Consider the following 19,191-nt stretch of genomic DNA (forward strand, 5'->3'; position numbering starts at 1 on the left):
GGTTTTTGCTAAGCTAAAGGCATGGCCACGGTCACCATCAGCCCCAAATACCAGATCACCCTTCCCGCCGAGGTTCGGCAGGCTTTGGGGCTCCATCCCGGGGAAAAGCTCCTGGTGGAAGTGGTGGAAGGAGAAATCCGCTTACGCCCTTGGCGCCCACCGGTGCGGCAGCTTTTGCAGGAACTTCTCGAGGCCTATCCCGATGAGGCCGAAGCCCTGCAAAAGACCACAGGGCACGATGCCGTGGGCTATATTCGGAAACTGCGTAAGGGATGACCAGCCTGGACACCAACGTCATCCTTTCTGCCCTGGACCCCAAGGATGCCCAACATGAGAAGGCCATCGCCTTGCTGGATGGGCTATCCCGGCAAGCCCTTTTTGTCAGCCCTCCGGTCTACGCTGAACTGCGGGCCGGACCCGGTTGGTCCTTAGTAGAGGCTTTCCTTGACCAGTTCAGTATCCGCCTGCAAGATGGGATGCCCCTTCCGGTCTGGGAACTGGCCGGCGAGCGCTTTGGCCTTTACGCTCAAAAGAGGCGAAAAGCCCGCTTGCCCCGCCGCATCCTAGCCGACTTCCTTATTGGTTCCCATGCCCTTTTCCACGGCCTACGCTTGGCCACCTTTGACCCCAGGCCTTACCGGCTTGCCTTCCCTGAGCTCGAGGTGGTGCCCTGATGCCCAAGGGAAAAATCTTTGTAACCCGTAGCCTTCCGGGAAAGGCCTTGGACCGTTTACGGGAAGCAGGTTACCAGGTGGAGGTCCACGAAGGGCTTTTCCTTCCCCGGGAAGATCTCCTCAAGAGGGTGGAGGGAGCCATAGGCCTCATCCCCACCGTGGAGGACCGGATCGACGCCGAGGTCATGGACCGCGCCCCAGGCCTTAAGGTCATCGCCTGTTACAGCGTGGGAGTGGATCACGTGGACCTCGAGGCGGCCAAAGCCCGGGGCATCCGCGTGACCCACACCCCCGGGGTGCTCACTGAGGCTACCGCTGACCTCACCTTGGCCCTTCTCCTGGCGGTGGCCAGGCGGGTGGTGGAGGGAGTGGACTACGCCCGAAGGGGCCTTTGGCGGGCCTGGCATCCCGAACTCCTTCTGGGAATGGACCTCCAGGGCGCCACCCTGGGCATCGTGGGCATGGGCCGTATCGGCCAGGCGGTGGCCCAAAGGGCCGAGGCCTTCGGGATGAAGGTGGTCTATACGAGCCGTGCTCCAAAGCCCCTCCCCTACCCTCACCTTTCCCTGGAGGAACTCCTGGCCACATCCGACATCGTGAGCCTTCACACCCCCTTGACCCCGAAACCCACCGCCTCATGAACCGGGAAAGGCTTTTCGCCATGAGGCCGGGAAGCATCCTGATCAACACCGCCCGGGGAGGCCTCGTGGACACGGAAGCCCTGGTGGAGGCCCTAAAGGGGCATCTTTTCGGAGCTGGCCTGGACGTCACCGATCCCGAGCCCCTGCCCCCAGGGCATCCCCTTTACACCCTTCCCAACGCCGTCATCACCCCCCACATTGGCTCGGCAGGAAGGCGAACCCGGGAACACATGGCGGAGATAGCGGTGGAGAACCTCCTCTTTGCCCTGGAGGGCAGGGAGCCACCAAACCCGGTAGTATGAGCCCCATGAGCTTCGTCATCGGCCTTCTCGGTGGGGGCTTTGGGGGGCTCGTGGGGCTTGGGGGAGGCACGGTGATGATCCCCCTGATGGTGGGGATTCTCAGGCTTTCCCAGCACAAGGCCCACGGCACCAGCCTGGTGGCGGTCTTCTTCACCGGGCTCATGGGAGCCCTCACCTACGGGCTCCAGGGGTCCTTGAGCCTCAAGGCCGCCTTGTTTTTGGCGGCTACCGCCATCCTCACCGCCCGCCTAGGGGCCCGCTACGCCCACAGCCTGGCGGAAAAGGACCTCAAGCGGGCCTTTGGGTTTTTCCTCCTTTTTGTTTCCCTTCTGCTTCTCCTGAAACCCTACCTGGCCCCCGTGGGCCTGGTGCGGGGCGAGGTTTGGGAGGATCTCACCCTTCTCCTGGCGGGAGGCCTCACCGGCTTCCTCTCGGGCATGATGGGGGTGGGGGGAGGGACCATCATGGTTCCGGCCATGGTCCTGGTCTTGGGCATGGACCAGCACACTGCCCAGGGCACGAGCCTTCTCGCCATGGTCCCCGCCAGCCTGGTGGGGGCCTATACCCACCACCGCCTGGGCAACGTGGATACCCTCCTGGCCCCTGGCCTGGTACCTGGGGTACTCTTGGGCACCTTTTTGGGAGGCGAAGCCGCCCACTTTCTACCCGAGGCCACCCTGCGCTTGGTCTTCGCCATGGTGCTCTTATGGACTTCCTGGCGGTACCTCCGCTCCCCAGCCGGAGAAAGTAAGTAATCTCACTATTTGTTGGACTCAAGGAGGTTAAGCTTCGGCTGGAAGGAGGTGAGGGTGTATGCGGCGTTGGCAGGACTGGGCTAACCTTGTCCTTGGCGTCTGGCTCATCCTTTCCCCGTGGCTTTTGGGCTTTAGCGGCACCCCCGCCGCCATGTGGAACGCGGTCATCGTGGGGGTAGTGGTGGGGCTCATGGCCCTCATGCACCTCCGGGGTGGCCCCCTTTGGGAGGAATGGGTGAACGTGGTCCTGGGCATCTGGCTCATCCTCTCCCCCTGGATCCTGGGGTTTAGCGGGATGGCCAACGCCCTGTGGAACGCGGTGATCGTGGGCGTTCTGGTAGGGGCCCTGGCCTTGAGCGCCACCCGGGAAACGCCCAAGGCAGCCTAAGCCTAGGCCGCCTGGCCCCTGCCCGGGGTCTCGCTCGGGCGGGGGTTCCCCTTGTCTGGGCGGGTCAGGGGGTGTAAGGTAGGGGTAGCCTTTAAACCGGTCCCGCGAGGCCGGAAAGGGGGAAAATGGAACGATACCAGAACGGCAAAAGAAAGAAGCTGGGCGGAGGCCTTGGCCTCCGCTTCTTTTTGGAGGTGAACCGTGCGCTTTAAGGCCGAGCTTTTAAACGCCGAGGAGATGCGCCGGGCCCTCTACCGCATCGCCCACGAGATCGTGGAGGCCAACAAGGGGGTAGAGGGGCTGGCCTTGGTGGGCATCCATACCCGGGGCATCCCCTTGGCGGAGCGCATCGCCCGGTACATCCGGGAGTTTGAGGGCAAGGAGGTGCCGGTGGGGATTCTGGACATCACCCTCTACCGGGACGATCTCTCCGAGATCGGGGTTAGGCCCCAGGTGCGGGAAACCCGGATCCCCTTTGACCTCACGGGGAAGGCCCTGGTCCTGGTGGACGATGTGCTCTACACGGGCCGCACCGCCCGGGCCGCCCTGGACGCCCTCATGGACCTAGGCCGTCCCAGGCGCATCTACCTGGCAGTCCTGGTGGACCGGGGGCACAGGGAACTCCCCATCCGGGCTGACTTCGTGGGCAAGAATGTGCCCACCGCCAAAAACGAGGTGGTGAAGGTGAAGGTGGAGGAAGTGGACGGGGAGGACCGGGTGGAGCTTTGGGAAAGGGAGGAAGCATGAGGCACCTCCTGGATTTCCAGGGCTGGACCAAAGCCCAGGTGGAAAACACCCTGGACACCGCTAGGGTGATGGCCGAGGTGCTGGAAAGGCCGGTGAAGAAGGTGCCCGCCCTCCAGGGCTTCACCGTGGCCACGGTGTTCTTTGAGCCCTCCACCCGCACCCGCATCTCCTTTGAACTGGCAGCCAGGCGCATGTCCGCGGATGTGGTGTCCTTCGCGGCCCAGGCCAGCAGCCTGCAAAAGGGGGAAAGCTACAAGGACACCCTGCTTACCCTCGAGGCCATGGGCATAGATGCCTATATCATCCGCGCCGACAGCGCCGGGGTCCCCCACCAGGCCACCCGCTGGGTAAAGGGAGTGGTGGTGAACGGGGGGGATGGCCGCCGGGCCCATCCCACCCAGGCTCTTCTGGACGCCTACACCCTCCTGGAGGCCCTGGGAACCCTGGAGGGCAGGAAGATCGCCATCGTGGGGGATATCCTTCACTCCCGGGTGGCCCGCTCCAACGTGGAGCTTCTCCCTCTTCTCGGGGCTGAGGTGTGGGTGGCAGGCCCCCCCACCCTTCTCCCCCAAAGCCTTCCCGGAGCCAGGCTCACCCCTCACCTGGACGAGGCTTTGGCGGAAGCGGATGCGGTTATGGTGCTGAGGCTCCAGAAGGAGCGCATGGAAGCCGGCCTCATCCACCTGCAGGACTATATTGCCCATTACCAGGTAACGGAAGCGCGTCTGAAGAAGGCCAAACCAGGGGCTTTCCTCCTCCACCCTGGCCCCATGAACCGGGACATTGAGCTGGAAGGCACCCTGGCGGACTCGGAAAGAAGCCTGGTGAACCGCCAGGTGCGGAACGGGGTGGCGGTGCGCATGGCGGTGCTCTACCACCTTTTGGTGGGAAAAGGGAGGTGACGTGGGGTACCATGAGGCCATGGTGAAGGCCGAGGAAGCCCTGGCGGAGCTTCTCAACCGGGTGCGGGTGCGCCCCCCGCAAAAGGCCCGCAGGAAGCGTCCCAAGCCGGTGCTCCTGAAGGGAGAAACCCCCCCTCTCCATGAGCTCCTCACCCAGGAACGGCGCTAAGGTCTTTTTCGCCGACACCAGCGCCCTCCTCTACCTCGTGGTGGACCACCCCGGCGAGCCCTTTGCCTGGGTTCGGGGCCTCCTCCGGGAGGCCCCCCTGGCGGCCTGCGACCTCTTTCTTCCGGAAGCCGTGGCCGCCCTAAGGGGGCGCCGGGACGGGGGCCACCTGAGCCCGAGGGGATTTCAGAAGGCGGTTCGGTCTCCGGAAGAGCTGGTCCCGAGCCTTTACCTCGTGGAAAGCAGCCTGGCCCTGATGCAGGCGGCAAGCCTCCTTGCCCGCGAGTATCCCTTGCGGGGGGCGGACGCCGTCCACCTGGCGGCGGCCCTGGCCCTTTTTCGCCAGGTTTCGGGGGTGTTTTTGACCCTGGACCGCAGGCAATACCGGGTGGCCAAGGTCCTGGTGCCCACCTACCCTGTGCCCGAACTGGAGGAAGCATGATCCTGATCCGAAACGTACGTCTCGTGGACGCTATGGGGGAACGCGGCCCCCTGGACGTCCTCATCGGCGAAGGGAGGATCCTCTCTCTAGAAGGCGGCGAGGCGAAGCAGGTCGTGGACGGCACGGGGTGCTTCCTCGCCCCGGGGTTTTTAGACCTCCACGCCCACCTGCGGGAGCCCGGGGAGGAAGTGAAGGAGGACCTCTTCTCTGGGCTTCTCGCGGCGGTGCGGGGAGGGTACACCGACCTCGTCTCCATGCCCAACACCAAGCCCCCTGTGGACACCCCAGAGGCGGTGCGAGCCCTGAAGGAGAAGGCCAAGGCCCTGGGCCTCGCAAGGCTCCACCCCGCGGCCGCCCTCACGGAAAAGCAGGAGGGGAAGACCCTCACCCCGGCGGGGCTTCTCCAGGAGGCGGGGGCGGTCCTCCTCACCGACGACGGCCGCACCAACGAGGACGCCGGGGTCTTGGCAGCGGGGCTCCTCATGGCCGCGCCTTTGGGCCTCCCCGTGGCGGTGCACGCGGAGGACGCGGGCCTCAGGCGAAACGGGGTCATGAACGATGGCCCCCTCGCCGACCTCTTGGGCCTGCCGGGCAACCCCACCGAGGCCGAGGCCGCCCGCATCGCCCGGGACCTCGAGGTCCTGCGCTACGCCCTGAGGCGAAGCCCGGCCACCCCCAGGCTCCACGTCCAACACCTCTCCACGAAGCGGGGCCTGGAGCTCGTCCGGGAGGCGAAGCGGGCGGGCCTCCCCGTGACCGCGGAGGCCACCCCCCACCACCTCACCCTCACCGAGGAGGCCCTGAGGACCTTTGACCCCCTCTTCAAGGTGGCCCCGCCCCTCAGGGGGGAAGAGGACCGGGAGGCCCTCCTGGAGGGGCTTCTTGACGGCACCCTGGACGCCATCGCCACCGACCACGCCCCCCACACCCTGGCGGAAAAGGAGATGGACCTCCTAAGGGCCCCCTTCGGCATCCCGAGCCTCGAGGTGGCCTTCCCCCTCCTCTACACCGAGCTTCACCTCAAGCGGGGCTTCCCCTTAAGGCGCCTGGTGGAACTCTTCACCGATGGCCCCCGGAGGGTTCTGGGCCTCCCCCCTTTGCACCTAGAGGAAGGGACCGAGGCGAGCCTCGTCCTCCTAGACCCCAAGGAGCGCCCCGTGGACCCGCAGGGCTTCGCCTCCAAGGCCCGCTTCTCCCCCTGGACCGGGTGGCGGCTTGGGGGCTGGCCCGTCCTCACCCTGGTGGAAGGGCGCATAGTCCACGAGGCGCTAGAATAGGGGTGTGCTGGATAAGCTTTTGGAAGCGGACGCCATCGGTCTGCGGTTGGAGTGGGTTGGTGGGCTTCCCCTCTGGGAAGCCCACCCCACCTACCGCCACCAAAAGGCAGTAGACCGGATCCGGCAAAGCATCCGTCCCAAAGAGGGCGGGTGCCCCTGCGTTCACGTGGCCGACGTCTACGTGCGCTTCCCCGACGGCTCCTACAAAAGGCCTGACATCGCTATCTTCTGCCGGGAACCCGAGGAGCTGGACGAGGCCATCACCCTCCTGCCCGAGGCGGTGGTGGAGGTGGTGAACCGGGGCTACGAGGCCAAGGACCTGGAGATCGCCCCCCGCTTCTACCTCTCCCAAGGGGTGAAGGACGTGGTGGTCTTTGACCCCTACACCCTCCTCGTCCTCCACCTGCGCCCGGACGGGGCCTTTCGCCACGTCTCCCCGGTGGAACTGGACCTCGCCTGCGGCTGCACCCTCACCGTGTGAGGTCCTCGAGGCGGGAAACCCCTTCGGCGGCCATCAGGGAAAGAAGCCCTTTTAGAAGCCGCCGGGGAAAGAGGGGCCCCCCGTAGACGAAGCCGGTGTAGACCTGGACGAGGCTTGCCCCGGCCTTGAGCCGCTCCCAGAGGTCCAGAGGGGTCTCCACCCCCCCCACGCTCACCAGGGCAAGCCCCTCCGCCCCCTCGGCCAGGTGGCGGAGGACCTCCAGGGCCCTCCGATTCAGGGGCCGTCCCGAAAGCCCCCCGGCCTCGCCGGCGAGGGAGCTTTTCAAGCCCTCCCGGGCCAGGGTGGTGTTCACCGCCACCAGGCCCTGGAGGCGGTGCTTCTTGGCCAGGGCGAGGACCTCGTCCAAGGCCTTGGGGGAGAGGTCCGGGGCCACCTTGAGGAGGAGGGGCTTCTTTGTGGCCGGGCGGAGGCGGGCAAGGAGCTCGTCCAGGAAGGGGCCTTCCTGGAGGGCGCGAAGGCCCGGGGTGTTGGGGGAGCTCACGTTCAAGACGAAGTAGTCCCCAAAAGGCTCCAGGAGGCGGAGGGCCTTTAGGTAGTCCTCCGCCGCCTGCTCCAAGGGCGTGTCCCGGTTCTTCCCCAGGTTGATCCCCACGGGGAGAGGAAGCCCCCTTTTGCGGAAGCGCCCTAGGCGCGTGGCGGCCTCCCTCGCTCCCCGGTTGTTGAAGCCCATGCGGTTAATGAGGGCGCGGTCCTCGGGGAGGCGGAAAAGCCTCGGCCTCGGGTTTCCCTCCTGGGGTCTTGGGGTGAGGGTCCCCACCTCGGCGAAGCCGAAGCCCAGGGCCCACCAGGCCCCAAGGGCCCGCGCGTCCTTGTCCATCCCCGCGGCGAGGCCCAAGGGATTGGGAAAGGAGACCCCAAAGGCCTCCACCCGGAAGCGGGGGTCCTCCACCCGAAGAAGCCTCGCGGGAACCTCCAGCAAGGGCCCCCTTTCCGACCAGAAGGCGAGAAACCCCAAGACGAGCCCGTGGGCGGCCTCGGGGTCCAGGGCGAAGAGGAAGCGGTGCATCCCCCACCCATGATAGACTTTCCCCATGCGCCGCCTGCTTTTCCCTCTGGCCCTCCTCCTTGCTGCCTGCAGCTACACCCTCACCGTGGACCTGGGCTCCATGACCCTGAACCTGAGCGGCCTGCCCTCCACAAGCCCCTTTCCCGGGGACGCCTACGTGGTCTTCCCCAAGGACCCCCAGACCTTCAATCCTCCCCCGGTGGACGTGGTGCGGGGGGTGCGGCTCGAGGGCCGGGCCGTGGCCGACGTACCCCTGGACGCGACCCTCGCGGTGTACGGAAGGCTCCAGGACCCGCGCGAGGACCCGGGGTGCTATTCCCTAGGGGACCTCGTCCTCTGCCCGGAAGCGAGCGCCGGGGAAGGGCTTGGGGAGATCGCCTTCCAGGGCGGCGACCAGGCCCCCTTCGCCCTAGAGGGGGAGACCCTGACCCAGGGGGTGCGCCAGGGGAAGCTCTGGTTCGGCCTCCGCGTGAAAGGCGCCCTTCCCCCGGGGCTCGGCGAGATCCGGCTGGAGGAGCTCAAGGCCCGGGTCACCGTGGGCCTCTAGCGCTACCCCGGGTGGGCACCGGAAGCGGCGCGGCGAAAGGATGGCATACCCTTGACAATATAAGGCTTAGGGGTAAAGGATAGGGGCATGAGCTGCTGCGTGGACCGCCGGGAGGTCATCCAAGGCATCGCGGGGCTCGCCCTAGGGGGCGTGGCTTTGGGGCAAAGGGGCAGGAAGAAGCTGCGCCTGGCCTTCTGCTCCCAGCTCCTTTGCATCGTCCCCTACGAGGTGGCCCAAAGGCGCGGGTACTTCGCCGAGGAGGGCCTCGAGGTGGAGCTCGTCTACGCCCGAGGGGGAAGCCAGGCCCTGCAGTTTTTGGTGGGCAAGGCGGTGGACTACGCCGCCACCAGCCTGGACGCCGCCCTCCAGGCCTACCACCGGGGGGCCCCCATCCTCCGCTTCGCCTCCACGGGGAGGCTTCCCCTCTTTGCCCTGGCGGCGGGGCCCAAGAGCCCGGTGAAAAGCGTGCGGGACCTCGAGGGCAAAACCGTAGGCGTCTCCGCCCTGGGGAACGCCGACCACGTGCTCCTCGTCTACCTCCTCAAGAAGGCGGGAGTGGACCCTAAGCGCGTCCAGTACGCCACCCTCGGCCCCAACCTCTACGAGGCCTTGAAGGCGGGGCACGTGGAGGCGGGGATGGTCCAGGAGCCCGCCCTCTCCCTCCTCAAGGAGGCCGGGGGAAGGGAGCTCGTGAACCTCATGGACCTGAGGCAGGCCCGGACCTATCTGGGCGGGCCTTACGAGTTCATGGGGGTGGCGGTGCGGCGGGAGGAACGCCAGGAGCGCCTGGAGGAGATGCGGGCCCTCTCCCGGGCCTTGGCCAAGGCCCTCCGCTTCATCCACGCCGCCGACGCCCGCCTCATCGCCGACACCCTCCCCAAGGCCCTCATCGCCGGGGGGACGAGGAGAGGCTGAAGGCGGTGATCCAGCGCTACCGCAAGGACCTCTATCCCGAGGACGTCCGCATTGACCTCGAGGCCGCCCGCCGGGTGGTGGAAAGCCAGCAGGAGGCCGGCCTCCTCCCTCCCTCCTTCCGCCTGGAGGGGCTTCTGGACCTGGAGGTTTTGGGTGCTTGAGGTTCTAGGCCTCACCTTGGGCTACGGGGCCGTGCCCGCCTTAGAGGGCGTGGACCTCCGGGTGGAAGCGGGGGAGTTCGTGAGCCTGGTGGGCCCCTCGGGAAGCGGCAAGAGCACCCTGCTTAGGGCGGTGGCGGGCCTCCTTAGCCCCTGGGCAGGGGAGATCCGGCGGGGCTTTCCCCCGGAGGCCCTGGGCTTCCTCTTCCAGGAGGACGCCCTCCTTCCCTGGCGCACCGCCCGGGAGAACGTGGCCCTGGGCCTAAGGATCCGGGGGATGCCCAAGAGGAAGGCCCTGGAGGAGGCCGAGAGCTGGCTCAAGCGGCTTGGCCTTGCGGGCTTTGGGGACCGCTACCCCCACCAGCTCTCCGGGGGACAGCGGAAGCGGGTGGCCCTGGCCCAGGTCCTGGCCCTGAGGCCCAGGCTCCTCCTCATGGACGAGCCCTTTTCCAGCCTGGACGCCATCCTCAGGACCCAGATCACCCGCGATCTCCTGGCCCAGGTGGAAGGGGAAGGGATCGCGGTTCTCCTCGTCACCCACGACCTAGAGGAGGCCCTTGCCCTTTCCGACCGGGTCTACCTCCTTTCCAAAGGCCCCAGGGCCCGGATCGCCCAGGTTTACTCCGTCCCCTTCCCCAGGCCCCGGGATCCGGTGGCGGTGAAGGCCGACCCCAGGTTCGGGCCCCTTTTCCGGAAGCTTTGGCAGGACCTCGAGGGGGTGTCCTTATGCGCCGCGCCCTAAACCTTTTCGCCCTTCTCCTCCTTTGGGAGGCCCTGGCCTTCTTGGGGCTTGTGAACCCCCTCTACGCCCCTCCGCCCCACCAGGTCCTCCTGACCCTTTGGGACCTCTTCGCCACGGGCGAGGTCTGGCCCCACCTCCAGGCCACCTTCACCGCCGCCCTTCTGGGCCTTTTCTGGGGCGTTTTCCTAGGAGGGGCGCTTGGGCTTCTTGCCGCCCTCAGCCCCTTCTTCTCCGACCTTTTGGAGCCCATCATGCTCCTCTTGAACGCCATTCCCCGGGTGATCCTCGCCCCCCTCTTCGTCATCTGGCTCGGCATCGGCCTGGCCTCTAAGGTGGCCCTAAGCCTCGTGCTGGTTTCGGTCCTCATGTTCTTCGCCGTGTACGGCGGGGTCAAGGAGGTGGACCCTAGGCTTTTGGAGCGGGTCCGCACCCTGGGCGGGGGAAGGTACTGGCTTCTAAAGGAGGTCTACCTCCCTTCCCTCACCGCCTGGGTGCTCTCCTCCCTAAAGGTGGCGGTGGGCTTCGCCTTCACGGGGGCGGTGGTGGGGGAGTTCGTGGCGGCGAGCCGGGGCCTCGGCTACCTCCTCTCCTTCGCCCAAAGCACCTACAACGCCCGGCTTTCCCTGGCCCTCATCGCCCTGGTGGTCCTTTTCGTCCTTCTTCTCTTTTATCTCTTTGGCCGCCTCGAGGCCCGGCTCCTCCGCTGGCGGCCGCAGTCCCCGGTCAAGGCCTGAGCGCCTATTGTGCCCCGGGGTGCCTTTGTTTCCTGAAAGGGGGGTATCATAGGGACAGATGAAGGACTTTCTGCGCCTAGAACTCCCCGTGCTCCCTCTTCGGAACACCGTGGTCCTCCCCCACACCACCACCGGGGTGGACGTGGGGCGCCTCAAGAGCAAGCGGGCGGTGGAGGAGGCCCTCTCCGCCGACCGGCTCCTCTTCTTGGTGACCCAGAAGGACCCGGAGGTGGACGACCCCGCCCCGGAGGACCTTTACGCCGTGGGCACCCTGGCCGTGGTCAAGCAGGCCATGCGCCTGCCGGACGGCACCCTCCAGGTTATGGTGGAGGCGAGAAGCCGGGCCCGGCTCCTCTCCTACGTGGCCGCCCCCTACCTCAGGGCCGTGGGCGAGGCCATCCCCGAGCCTCCCCTAAAGGATCCCGAGCTCGCCCGGGTCCTGGTGAACGAGGTCCAGGAGGCCTTTGAGCGCTACCTGCAGAACCACAAGACCCTGCGCCTGGACCGCTACCAGCAGGAGGCGGTCAAGAGCACCCGGGACCCCGCCATCCTGGCGGACCTCGTGGCCCATCACGCCACCTGGACCCTGGAGGAGAAGCAGACCATCCTGGAGACCCCGGAGGTGGAGGAGCGCCTGAAGCGGGTGCTGGCCCTGCTCCTCCGCGACCTGGAGCGCTTTGAGCTGGACAAGAAGATCGCCGCCCGGGTCAAGGAGCAGATGGACCAGAACCAGAGGGAGTACTACCTCCGGGAACAGATGAAGGCCATCCAGAAGGAGCTCGGGGGCGGGGAGGACTTCCTCACGGAGATTGAGGAGCTCCGCGAGCGCATTGAGAAGAAGGGCATGCCCGAGCCCGTGAAGGAAAAGGCCCTCAAGGAGCTCAAGCGCCTGGAGCGCATGCAGCCCGGCTCCCCCGAGGCCACGGTGAGCCGCACCTACCTGGACTGGCTCCTAGAGGTCCCCTGGACCGAGGCCGACCCCGAGGTGCTGGACATCTCCGTGACCAAGCGGGTCCTGGACGAGGACCACTACGGCCTGAAGGACGTCAAGGAGCGCATCCTGGAGTACCTGGCGGTGCGCCAGCTCACCAAGGAAAAGGAGGTGAGGGGGCACGCCCCCATCCTCTGCTTCGTGGGGCCTCCGGGGGTGGGCAAGACCTCCCTGGGCAAGAGCATCGCCCGGAGCATGAACCGCCGCTTCCACCGCATCTCCCTGGGGGGTGTGCGGGACGAGGCGGAGATCCGGGGCCACCGCCGCACCTACATTGGGGCCCTTCCCGGCAAGATCATCCAGGGGATGAAGCAGGTGGGGGTGGTGAACCCCGTCTTCCTCCTGGACGAGATCGACAAGCTCTCCTCCGACTGGCGGGGTGACCCGGCGGCGGCCCTCCTCGAGGTCTTGGACCCCGAGCAGAACCACACCTTCACCGACCACTACCTGGACGTGCCCTACGACCTCTCCAAGGTCTTCTTCATCACCACGGCCAACACCCTCTCCACCATCCCGAGGCCCCTTCTGGACCGGATGGAGGTCATTGAGATCCCCGGCTACACCTTGCCCGAGAAGCGCGCCATCGCCCGCCACTTCCGCTGGCCCTTCCAGGTGAAGGAGGCGGGGCTTGAAGGGAGGCTGGAGATCACCGACCGGGCCATAGACCGCATCGTCCAGGAGTACACCCGGGAGGCCGGGGTGCGCAACCTGGACCGGGAGCTTTCCAAGGTGGCCCGGAAGGCCGCCAAGGACTACCTGGAAAGGCCCTGGGAAGGGGTCAGGGTGGTGGACGCCGAGGACCTCGAGGCCTACCTGGGCGTCCCCAAGTACCGCCCCGACCGGGCGGAGAAGGAGCCCCAGGTGGGGGCGGCCCAGGGCCTGGCCTGGACCCCCTACGGGGGCACCCTCCTCACCATTGAGGCCGTGGCCGTCCCCGGCACGGGCAAGGTGAACCTCACCGGGAACCTGGGGGAGGTCATGAAGGAGTCGGCCCACGCCGCCCTCACCTACCTCCGGGCCCACCGGGAGGAGTGGGGGCTCCCGGAGGGCTTCCACAAGGACTACGATCTCCACATCCACGTCCCCGAGGGCGCCACCCCCAAAGACGGCCCCTCGGCGGGGATCACCATCGCCACCGCCCTGGCAAGCGCCCTCACCGGAAGGCCCGTGCGCATGGACATCGCCATGACCGGGGAGATCACCTTAAGGGGCAGGGTCCTCCCCATCGGCGGGGTGAAGGAAAAGCTCCTCGCCGCCCACCAGGCGGGGATCCACCGGGTCATTCTCCCCAAGGAGAACGCCGCCGAGCTCAAGGAGGTACCCGAGGAGATCCTCAAGGACCTGGAGATCCACTTCGTGGAGGAGGTGGGCGAGGTCCTGAAGCTCCTCCTCCTCCCCCCTCCCCCGCCCCCGGCGGTCCAGCCGGACCGCCCCCAGCCCGGCATGGGCGCTTAGGACCGTGGCCCGGCTCCGGCTAGGCCTCCTCGGGCTTCTCCTCCTCGCGGCCCTCCTCGCCTGGCGGGCTACCCCTGGGGTCTTCTGGACCCTCCCCGCCGGGGCGGAGGGCGAGGCCCTGGAGCGGGTCTACCGGGAGGCCCACCCCGCCGTCTTCCGGGTGGAGGTGGCGGAAGGCCCCCGGGGCACGGGCTTTTTCGTGGGCAAGGACGAGGCCCTCACCGCCTACCACGTGGTGGCCGGAAAGCGGGAGGTCGTCCTCTACACCGCCGCGGGGACGCGCCTCGAGGCCCGGGTCGTGGGCTTCTCCGAACCCCGGGACCTGGCCTACCTGAAGGCGGAAGGGGAAGGCCCAAGGGCCCTCCCCCTGGGCCCCCTCACCCCTCCCCGCCCTGGGGAAGCCGTCCTCCACATCGGGAACGGCCGGGGCGAGTTCCTCGCCCCGAGGTACGGCCGCGTCCTCCGCCTCGAGGCCTCCCCCTCCCCCTTCCTCCCCCAAGGCCTTGTGGAAACCTCCCTCCCCCTCGCCCCCGGGGACTCGGGGGGCCCGTCCTCAACCGGGAGGGGAGGGTCCTGGGTGTGGCCGTGGCCATCGGGGCCACGGAGGAGGGCTTCCGCGGCTACTTCACCCCCTTCTTCGGCTGGGAGAGGACCCTGGAGGCCCTCCGGGCGGGCCTCGAGGAGTCCTGGCCCTACCTGGGCCTGAGGGGGCCCAGGGGGCTCACCCCGGAGCTTGCCCGGGAGCTTAGCCTACCCCGGGCGGGGTCCTGGTGGGCGAGGTGGTCCCGGGCGGGGCGGCCCACAGGGCGGGGCTTAGAGGGGTGGAGTCGGGCGGCGTCCCCGACGTGATCCTGGAGGTCAACGGCGTCCCCGTGAACGCCTTTGAGGACCTCCTCCGGGAGGTGCGCCGCTACAGGGTGGGGGACAGGGTCCAGCTCACGGTGCGGCGGAGAGGCCAGGTCTTCCCGGTGGAGGTGGTCCTCGCCCCCTTCCCCGGGCGCTAAAGGAAAAACCTCCCCCAGGTGCTTCCTAGGGGAGGCAGAACCCCTTGACCTAGGGGCGCTGGAGCCAAAACTCGTACGTCCCAGAGCCGCTATAGGCGTAGATGCGCCAGACGTAGTAGCCAGCGGTTCCGCTATAGCTGATGCTTTCCTCCGAAGTAGGCCCCGTAGAGCTGGCCACGGTCACCCAACGGGAGCCGTTCCAACGCCAGAGGTAGAGGTCAAAGTCCGTCCCGGCAGGGCCCTTAAGCCAGGCCCTCTGGGTACCTCCAGAGCTGTAGTAATAAGTGCCGTTGGGTTGGAAGTCATAGTCGTCGGGACCGGAAAGGCTGCCCGTGTAATAGCTGCAGTCGGTACATGGGGCTGTGGAACCACCCCCCGAGGAGAGCAGGGAGTAAAGGAGGCGGTTAGGAGACCCCGAACCGATCCCCGAAAGCCGCCCCGTAGTGGCTCCGTTGAGGATAGCGCTAGCAACGGCGGCCGGTGTGGCCGAAGGGTTTTGCTCTAGATACAAGGCAGCCACCCCGGCCACGTGGGGGGTGGCCATGGAGGTACCGCTGAGGGTCTGGGTGGCGGTGTCCGAGGTGTACCAGGCCGAGGGGATGGAGGCCCCTGGGGCGAAGAGGTCCACGCAACTACCGTAGTTGGAGAAGCTGGCCCGGGTATCGGAAGATGTGGTGGCGCCCACGGTGAGGGCCTCGGCCACCCGGGCTGGGGAGTAGTTGCAGGCGTTGGCGTTGTCGTTCCCCGCGGCCACAGTGTAAACCACCCCCGCGGCGATGGAGTTCTTCACGGCGTTGTCTAAGGCTGTGGAGGCTCCACCCCCTAGGCTCATGTTGGCGACGGCCGGCTTGCGGTGGTTCTGCGTGACCCAGTCCACCCCAGCGATGACCCCAGAGGTAGAGCCAGAACCGTTGCAGTCCAAGACGCGCACAGCGTAGAGGTTGGCCGCCTTGGCTACCCCATAGGTCACCCCGCCGATCGTCCCTGCCACATGGGTGCCGTGGCCGTTACAATCCTGGCCGTTTCCTCCGAAGGCGTCATAACCCACTCGGGCACGGCCGCCGAACTCCTGGTGGGTCGTGCGAATTCCGGTGTCAATCACATAGACGTTCACCCCTCTTCCCGTAGCGGTGTAGGTGTAGCTGTTGGAAAGGGGAAGGTCCCGTTGGTCAATCCGGTCCAGACCCCAAGGCGCGGGGCTCTGGGTAGCCCAAGCCCGCACCACCTTGTCCGCCTCTATGAATTCCACGTCAGGATCCTGCCTTAAGACCTCTAAGGCCTGGGGTGCCATCACCGCCGCAAATCCCCGGAGAGCACCCGTGTAGGCCTGGGTCACCGCCACCCCCTGAGGAGCCAGCCGTGCCTGCAAGGTTGTGATTCCACCTTGGAGCAGAGACTGACCCTTTCCCTTTTTAAAAACCACAATGTACCGGCCCGGGATAGCTTCAGGGTCATCCAAGCCATAGACGGGGGCTTCCTTAGGCCAGAAGGCCTCAGCCAAGGTAGGGGTTGGATTAGGCTTGGAAGACATTTGGCAAGCGCCCAAAAGGAGAGCCGAGAAAAGCCCTACCAGCCAATAAGTTTTCCTCATACGATCCTCCGTGGTTTGAGCGAGGTTAATCTATCACAAGGATGACCAAGAATCAAGAAAAATTTTATTCGGTTATTTCTCCACCTTTATGCACAAGCTCCCTGTAGGCGGGCACCCCCGGCACCCCCTCCGCCAAGAGCACCCCCCGGGCGATGGCCCGGGCGAGGGCGTCAGCGGCGTAGGCCCCAAGGCGGAGGAGGGTCATGGGGTCCACCCCCTTCCGTCCCCCAGGGCCAGGGCGAAGACCAGGTCCCCGTCCAAAGGGGTGTGGGCGGGGCGGAGGGCCCGGGCGAGGCCGTCTTGGGCCATGATGGCGAGCCTTTTGGCCTGGGCCTTGGTGAGGGGGGCGTCCGTGGCCACCACCGCCAGGGTGGTGTTCTGGCCGAGGAGGAAGGGAAAGCGATAGTCCTCGGGGCTTCCCCGGTAGCGGGAGAGGTCGGGGAGAAGCGCCCGCTCCTCCGGGGCGAGGAGGCCCTCGGCGTAGAGCCTCCCCGTGAGGGGGTCAAAGGGGCGGCCGAGGCTATTCACCGCGGCGAGGGCCATGACCCTAAAGCCCTCCTCCAGGAGGTAGCCCGCAAGGCCCACCCCGCCCTTCACCCCGCCCGCCACGGCCCCCGTGCCCGCCCCCACGCTCCCCTCGGCCACCTCGCTTCCTGCGGCGAGACAGGCTCCATACCCCGCCTCCGGGCCCGGGGGCCGGAAGGCCTGGCCCCGCCCCAGGTCGTAAAGCACCGCGGCGGGCACGATGGGCACCACGCCCGCGGGCGTGGGGAAGCCCTTTCCCCGCTCCCGGAGGTAGCGCACCACCCCGTCTGCGGCGGCAAGGCCCAAGGCGCTTCCCCCGGTGAGGAGGACCGCCTGGACCCGCTCCACGGTGTTCTCGGGGGCAAGGAGGTCCGTCTCCCGGGTCCCCGGGGCCGCCCCCCGCACGTCCACCGCCGCCACCGCCCCCTCTTCCGCCAGGACCACGGTGCACCCGGTGAGGGCCTCCCGGTCCGTGAAGTGGCCCACCCTAAGCCCGGGAAGCAAGGCCTCCTTTCCCCACAAGGCTTCCGCCATGGCCCCAGTATGGGGTAGGCTAGGGGCCAGGACAAGGAGGGCAGCATGTGGGAATACCTCATCCACGGCGAACCCACGCCCAGGCTCAAGCCTTTTCTGGAGGGCGTCGGAAAGGCCCTCGAGGCCCAAGGCTTCCGCTATAACCCCGAGTCCGAAGCCCCGAACCTCGTCCTCAACGCCATCACCCCGGAAAACCCAAGGCCCTACCGCCGCAGGGCCCAGGCCACCTTCGTGGCCTCGGTCCTGGAGCTTCCCGAGTTTCCCCAAGACCCCCTGCGGGAGCTTTACCCCTACCTGGTCCGGGCGCTTTCCAACGTCCTCTTGGCCTACGTGCCGGGCCAGGGCGTCAAGTTCCTCACCCTGGAGCTCGGCCACTACGGGGAGCCCGAGGGCGAGGGGTTCTACGAGCGGGTGGCGGCGCGCCTAAGGCCCATCGCCTGCAGCCGCCTCGTCATCAACAACATCTTTGAGCCGGACCTCGAGCCCGAGCTCTGGCAGGGGGACGAGCTCACGGAGAGCATGTACCGGGCAGGGAAGAAGCTCAAGGAGTGGGACCTCCTCCCCGCCCCCTTCCCCATTGAGGAGATCCTCCCCCCGAGGACCTGAGGCACGTGAAAAGGCTCTACGGCATCGGGGGGCTCTCCTACGGAAACCTCTCCGTGCGCAAGGACGAGAAACGCTTCTGGATGTCGGCAAGCGGGGTGGACAAGGCGAACCTCCGGGAGATCGGCCGGGACATCCTCATGGTCAAGGACTACGACCCCGAGCGAAACGCCATCCTCCTCTCCGTCCCTCCCCATGTGGAGCCGAGGCGGGTGAGCGTGGACGCCATTGAGCACTGGATGATCTACCGGGAGCACCCCGAGGTGGGGGCCATCCTCCACGTGCACGCCTGGATGGAGGGCGTGCCCGCCACCGCCTTCAACTACCCCTGCGGCACCTACGAGCTCGCCCAGGCGGTGGCGGAGAAGGTGAGGGAGGCCCCCGACCCCGCCCGGGCCGTGGTGGGGCTCAAGAACCACGGCCTCACCATCACCGGAAGAAGCCTGGACGAGATCCTGGAGCGCATAGAGGGCAAGCTCATCCGCACCGTGCCCATGGTATGAAGGCCCTCCTCTACACCCCATCCCTCCCCCGCTTCTTCGCCGCCAGGGCGCTGGAAAAGCGCTTTCCCAAGGGGCTTTTGCCCCTGGCCCTAAAGGAAGTGCCTCTTCCCGAGCGGGAAGGGTTCCTGCGGGTCCGGGTGCGCCTAAGCGGGGTCTGCGGTTCGGACCTCGCCCTCCTCTACGGCAAAAGCCCCCCTGCCATCAGCCCCTTCTTCTCCTTCCCCGCCGTCTTGGGCCACGAGATCCTGGGGGAGTACGAGGGGAGCCTGGTGGCAGTAAACCCCCTCCTCGCCTGCGCTGACCGCGGCCTCCCCCCTGCCCTAGGTGCCAGGAGGGGGAGGAGGGGCTTTGCCAGAACGTGGCGGAAGGGAGCCTGGCCCCGGGGATGCTGGGCTACAACCGGGACCTCCCCGGGGGGTGGGGGAGTGGGTTCTGGCCCGCCCCGAACGGCTTTACCCCATCCCCCCAGGGGTCCCCGAGGAAAGGGCCGTCTTCGCCGAGCCCCTGGCGGTGGTCCTAAGGGGCTTAAACAAACTCAAGCCCTGGCCTGAGGAGGTCCTGGTCCTAGGGATGGGCACGATCGGCCTCCTGGCGGTCAGGCTCCTAAGGGCCCTGGGCTACGGGGGGAGGCTTCTCGCCGTGGCCAAGTACGCCCACCAGGCGGAAAGGGCCAAGGCCTTCGGGGCAGACGGGGTCTACGGGAGCGCGAAGGAGGCCCTTTTGGCGCGGGCCCGGCGCTACCGCTACCTCCTCTTTGAGGGCCATAGGGGCGGGTACGAGGCGGTGGTGGAGGCCTCGGGAAGCGGCCGGGGCTTCCGGGAGGCCCTCGCCCTCGCCCGGGAAGGAGGGAAGGTGCTCCTCCTGGGGGCGCCGGGGCTTGAGGTTGTGGACCTCTCCCCCTTCTGGTTCAAGGAGGTGGCCCTTTGGGGGAGCTACACCTACACCCGGGAGGAGTTCCGGGAGGCGGTGGGGCTTCTCCCGGAGCTAGAGGGCCTGGAAAGCCTGGTGGGGGGCGTCTACCCCCTGGAGGCCTGGCCCGAGGCCCTTGTGGCGAAGGGGAAGGCCCTCTTCCGGCCCAAAGGGTAGG

18 protein-coding genes and 5 pseudogenes are annotated in these 19,191 nt (G+C 67.2%); 20 read left to right on the forward strand and 3 right to left on the reverse strand.

Translation table 11 applies throughout. The annotated features are described in order from the left end of the window. Positions 1-21 precede the first annotated feature (21 nt). From AV541_RS06800 to AV541_RS06845, 11 genes and pseudogenes are all read left to right on the forward strand, one after another. Complete coding sequence (locus tag AV541_RS06800) at positions 22-276, forward strand: AbrB/MazE/SpoVT family DNA-binding domain-containing protein (RefSeq protein WP_008632194.1); 255 nt, start codon at positions 22-24, stop codon at positions 274-276. Next, positions 273-674 carry a type II toxin-antitoxin system VapC family toxin gene (locus tag AV541_RS06805; protein ID WP_008632193.1) on the forward strand — a complete coding sequence of 134 codons (402 nt, stop codon included), beginning with the start codon at positions 273-275 and terminating at the stop codon, positions 672-674. The genes AV541_RS06800 and AV541_RS06805 overlap by 4 nt, the downstream gene beginning before the upstream one ends. Then, positions 674-1,617, forward strand: a pseudogene (locus AV541_RS06810) (2-hydroxyacid dehydrogenase). Before AV541_RS06805 ends, AV541_RS06810 begins: the two are co-directional and overlap by 1 nt. A gap of 5 nt (positions 1,618-1,622) precedes the next feature. Then, positions 1,623-2,372 carry a sulfite exporter TauE/SafE family protein gene (locus AV541_RS06815; RefSeq protein ID WP_008632191.1) on the forward strand — a complete coding sequence of 250 codons (750 nt, stop codon included), beginning with the start codon at positions 1,623-1,625 and terminating at the stop codon, positions 2,370-2,372. A 58-nt stretch (positions 2,373-2,430) separates the two neighbouring features. After that, a complete protein-coding gene (locus tag AV541_RS06820; RefSeq protein WP_008632190.1) occupies positions 2,431-2,760 on the forward strand; it encodes an SPW repeat protein in 330 nt (109 codons plus the stop codon). Positions 2,761-2,961: 201 nt separating this feature from the next. Beyond that, positions 2,962-3,507, forward strand: a complete 546-nt coding sequence (gene pyrR, locus AV541_RS06825) for a bifunctional pyr operon transcriptional regulator/uracil phosphoribosyltransferase PyrR (RefSeq protein ID WP_060384556.1) — start codon at positions 2,962-2,964, stop codon at positions 3,505-3,507. Next, complete coding sequence (locus AV541_RS06830; RefSeq protein ID WP_008632182.1) at positions 3,504-4,409, forward strand: aspartate carbamoyltransferase catalytic subunit; 906 nt, start codon at positions 3,504-3,506, stop codon at positions 4,407-4,409. Before pyrR ends, AV541_RS06830 begins: the two co-directional genes overlap by 4 nt. A gap of 19 nt (positions 4,410-4,428) precedes the next feature. Beyond that, entirely contained in the window at positions 4,429-4,578 is a 150-nt protein-coding gene (locus AV541_RS11600) for a hypothetical protein (protein ID WP_167345968.1), read from the forward strand. Next, positions 4,550-5,017: a PIN domain-containing protein gene (locus AV541_RS06835; RefSeq protein ID WP_060384557.1), complete on the forward strand. Its 468-nt coding sequence runs from the start codon at positions 4,550-4,552 to the stop codon at positions 5,015-5,017. Before AV541_RS11600 ends, AV541_RS06835 begins: the two co-directional genes overlap by 29 nt. Next, entirely contained in the window at positions 5,014-6,294 is a 1,281-nt protein-coding gene (locus tag AV541_RS06840; RefSeq protein WP_060384558.1) for a dihydroorotase, read from the forward strand. Before AV541_RS06835 ends, AV541_RS06840 begins: the two co-directional genes overlap by 4 nt. Positions 6,295-6,298: 4 nt before the next feature. Continuing rightward, complete coding sequence (locus AV541_RS06845) at positions 6,299-6,775, forward strand: Uma2 family endonuclease (RefSeq protein WP_060384559.1); 477 nt, start codon at positions 6,299-6,301, stop codon at positions 6,773-6,775. Here the strand turns inward: AV541_RS06845 and AV541_RS06850 are convergent. Then, on the reverse strand, positions 6,765-7,802 hold the full coding sequence (locus tag AV541_RS06850) for a quinone-dependent dihydroorotate dehydrogenase (protein WP_060384560.1): 1,038 nt from the start codon (positions 7,800-7,802) through the stop codon (positions 6,765-6,767). The two genes, AV541_RS06845 and AV541_RS06850, sit on opposite strands and share 11 nt — an antisense overlap. Positions 7,803-7,827: 25 nt before the next feature. Between AV541_RS06850 and AV541_RS06855 the strand changes: the two genes are divergently transcribed. The 7 genes and pseudogenes from AV541_RS06855 (at position 7,828) to AV541_RS06880 (ending at position 14,348) form a co-directional block, all read left to right on the forward strand. Then, positions 7,828-8,349, forward strand: coding sequence for a hypothetical protein (locus tag AV541_RS06855; RefSeq protein WP_008632177.1), 522 nt, complete (start codon positions 7,828-7,830; stop codon positions 8,347-8,349). An 87-nt stretch (positions 8,350-8,436) separates the two neighbouring features. After that, entirely contained in the window at positions 8,437-9,264 is an 828-nt protein-coding gene (locus tag AV541_RS06860; RefSeq protein ID WP_244880487.1) for an ABC transporter substrate-binding protein, read from the forward strand. A 5-nt stretch (positions 9,265-9,269) separates the two neighbouring features. Beyond that, positions 9,270-9,425 (forward strand): hypothetical protein, encoded by a 156-nt coding sequence (locus AV541_RS12475; protein ID WP_226980294.1) that lies wholly within the window; start codon positions 9,270-9,272, stop codon positions 9,423-9,425. After that, entirely contained in the window at positions 9,418-10,164 is a 747-nt protein-coding gene (locus AV541_RS06865; protein ID WP_060384561.1) for an ABC transporter ATP-binding protein, read from the forward strand. The genes AV541_RS12475 and AV541_RS06865 overlap by 8 nt, the downstream gene beginning before the upstream one ends. Beyond that, positions 10,149-10,898, forward strand: a complete 750-nt coding sequence (locus tag AV541_RS06870; protein ID WP_060384562.1) for an ABC transporter permease — start codon at positions 10,149-10,151, stop codon at positions 10,896-10,898. The genes AV541_RS06865 and AV541_RS06870 overlap by 16 nt, the downstream gene beginning before the upstream one ends. 58 nt (positions 10,899-10,956) lie before the next feature. Next, the gene (gene lon / locus AV541_RS06875) at positions 10,957-13,344 is read left to right on the forward strand and encodes an endopeptidase La (protein WP_060384563.1); all 2,388 of its coding nucleotides are present in this window, start codon (positions 10,957-10,959) and stop codon (positions 13,342-13,344) included. A 4-nt stretch (positions 13,345-13,348) separates the two neighbouring features. After that, positions 13,349-14,348, forward strand: a pseudogene (locus AV541_RS06880) (S1C family serine protease). A gap of 49 nt (positions 14,349-14,397) precedes the next feature. Here AV541_RS06880 and AV541_RS06885 read toward each other — a convergent pair. Both AV541_RS06885 and AV541_RS06890 read right to left on the reverse strand, forming a co-directional pair. Then, positions 14,398-15,939, reverse strand: a complete 1,542-nt coding sequence (locus AV541_RS06885) for a S8 family peptidase (RefSeq protein WP_038035270.1) — start codon at positions 15,937-15,939, stop codon at positions 14,398-14,400. 64 nt (positions 15,940-16,003) lie between these two features. After that, positions 16,004-16,998, reverse strand: a pseudogene (locus AV541_RS06890) (P1 family peptidase). A gap of 45 nt (positions 16,999-17,043) precedes the next feature. Between AV541_RS06890 and AV541_RS06895 the strand changes: the two are divergent. Together AV541_RS06895 and AV541_RS06900 are read left to right on the forward strand one after the other, a co-directional pair. Beyond that, a pseudogene (locus AV541_RS06895) lies at positions 17,044-18,104 on the forward strand (class II aldolase/adducin family protein). Further along, a pseudogene (locus tag AV541_RS06900) lies at positions 18,101-19,190 on the forward strand (zinc-dependent alcohol dehydrogenase). The pseudogenes AV541_RS06895 and AV541_RS06900 overlap by 4 nt, the downstream one beginning before the upstream one ends. Position 19,191: the final 1 nt, after the last annotated feature.

The organism is Thermus parvatiensis (assembly GCF_001535545.1).
Taxonomy (GTDB): Bacteria; Deinococcota; Deinococci; order Deinococcales; family Thermaceae; genus Thermus; species Thermus parvatiensis.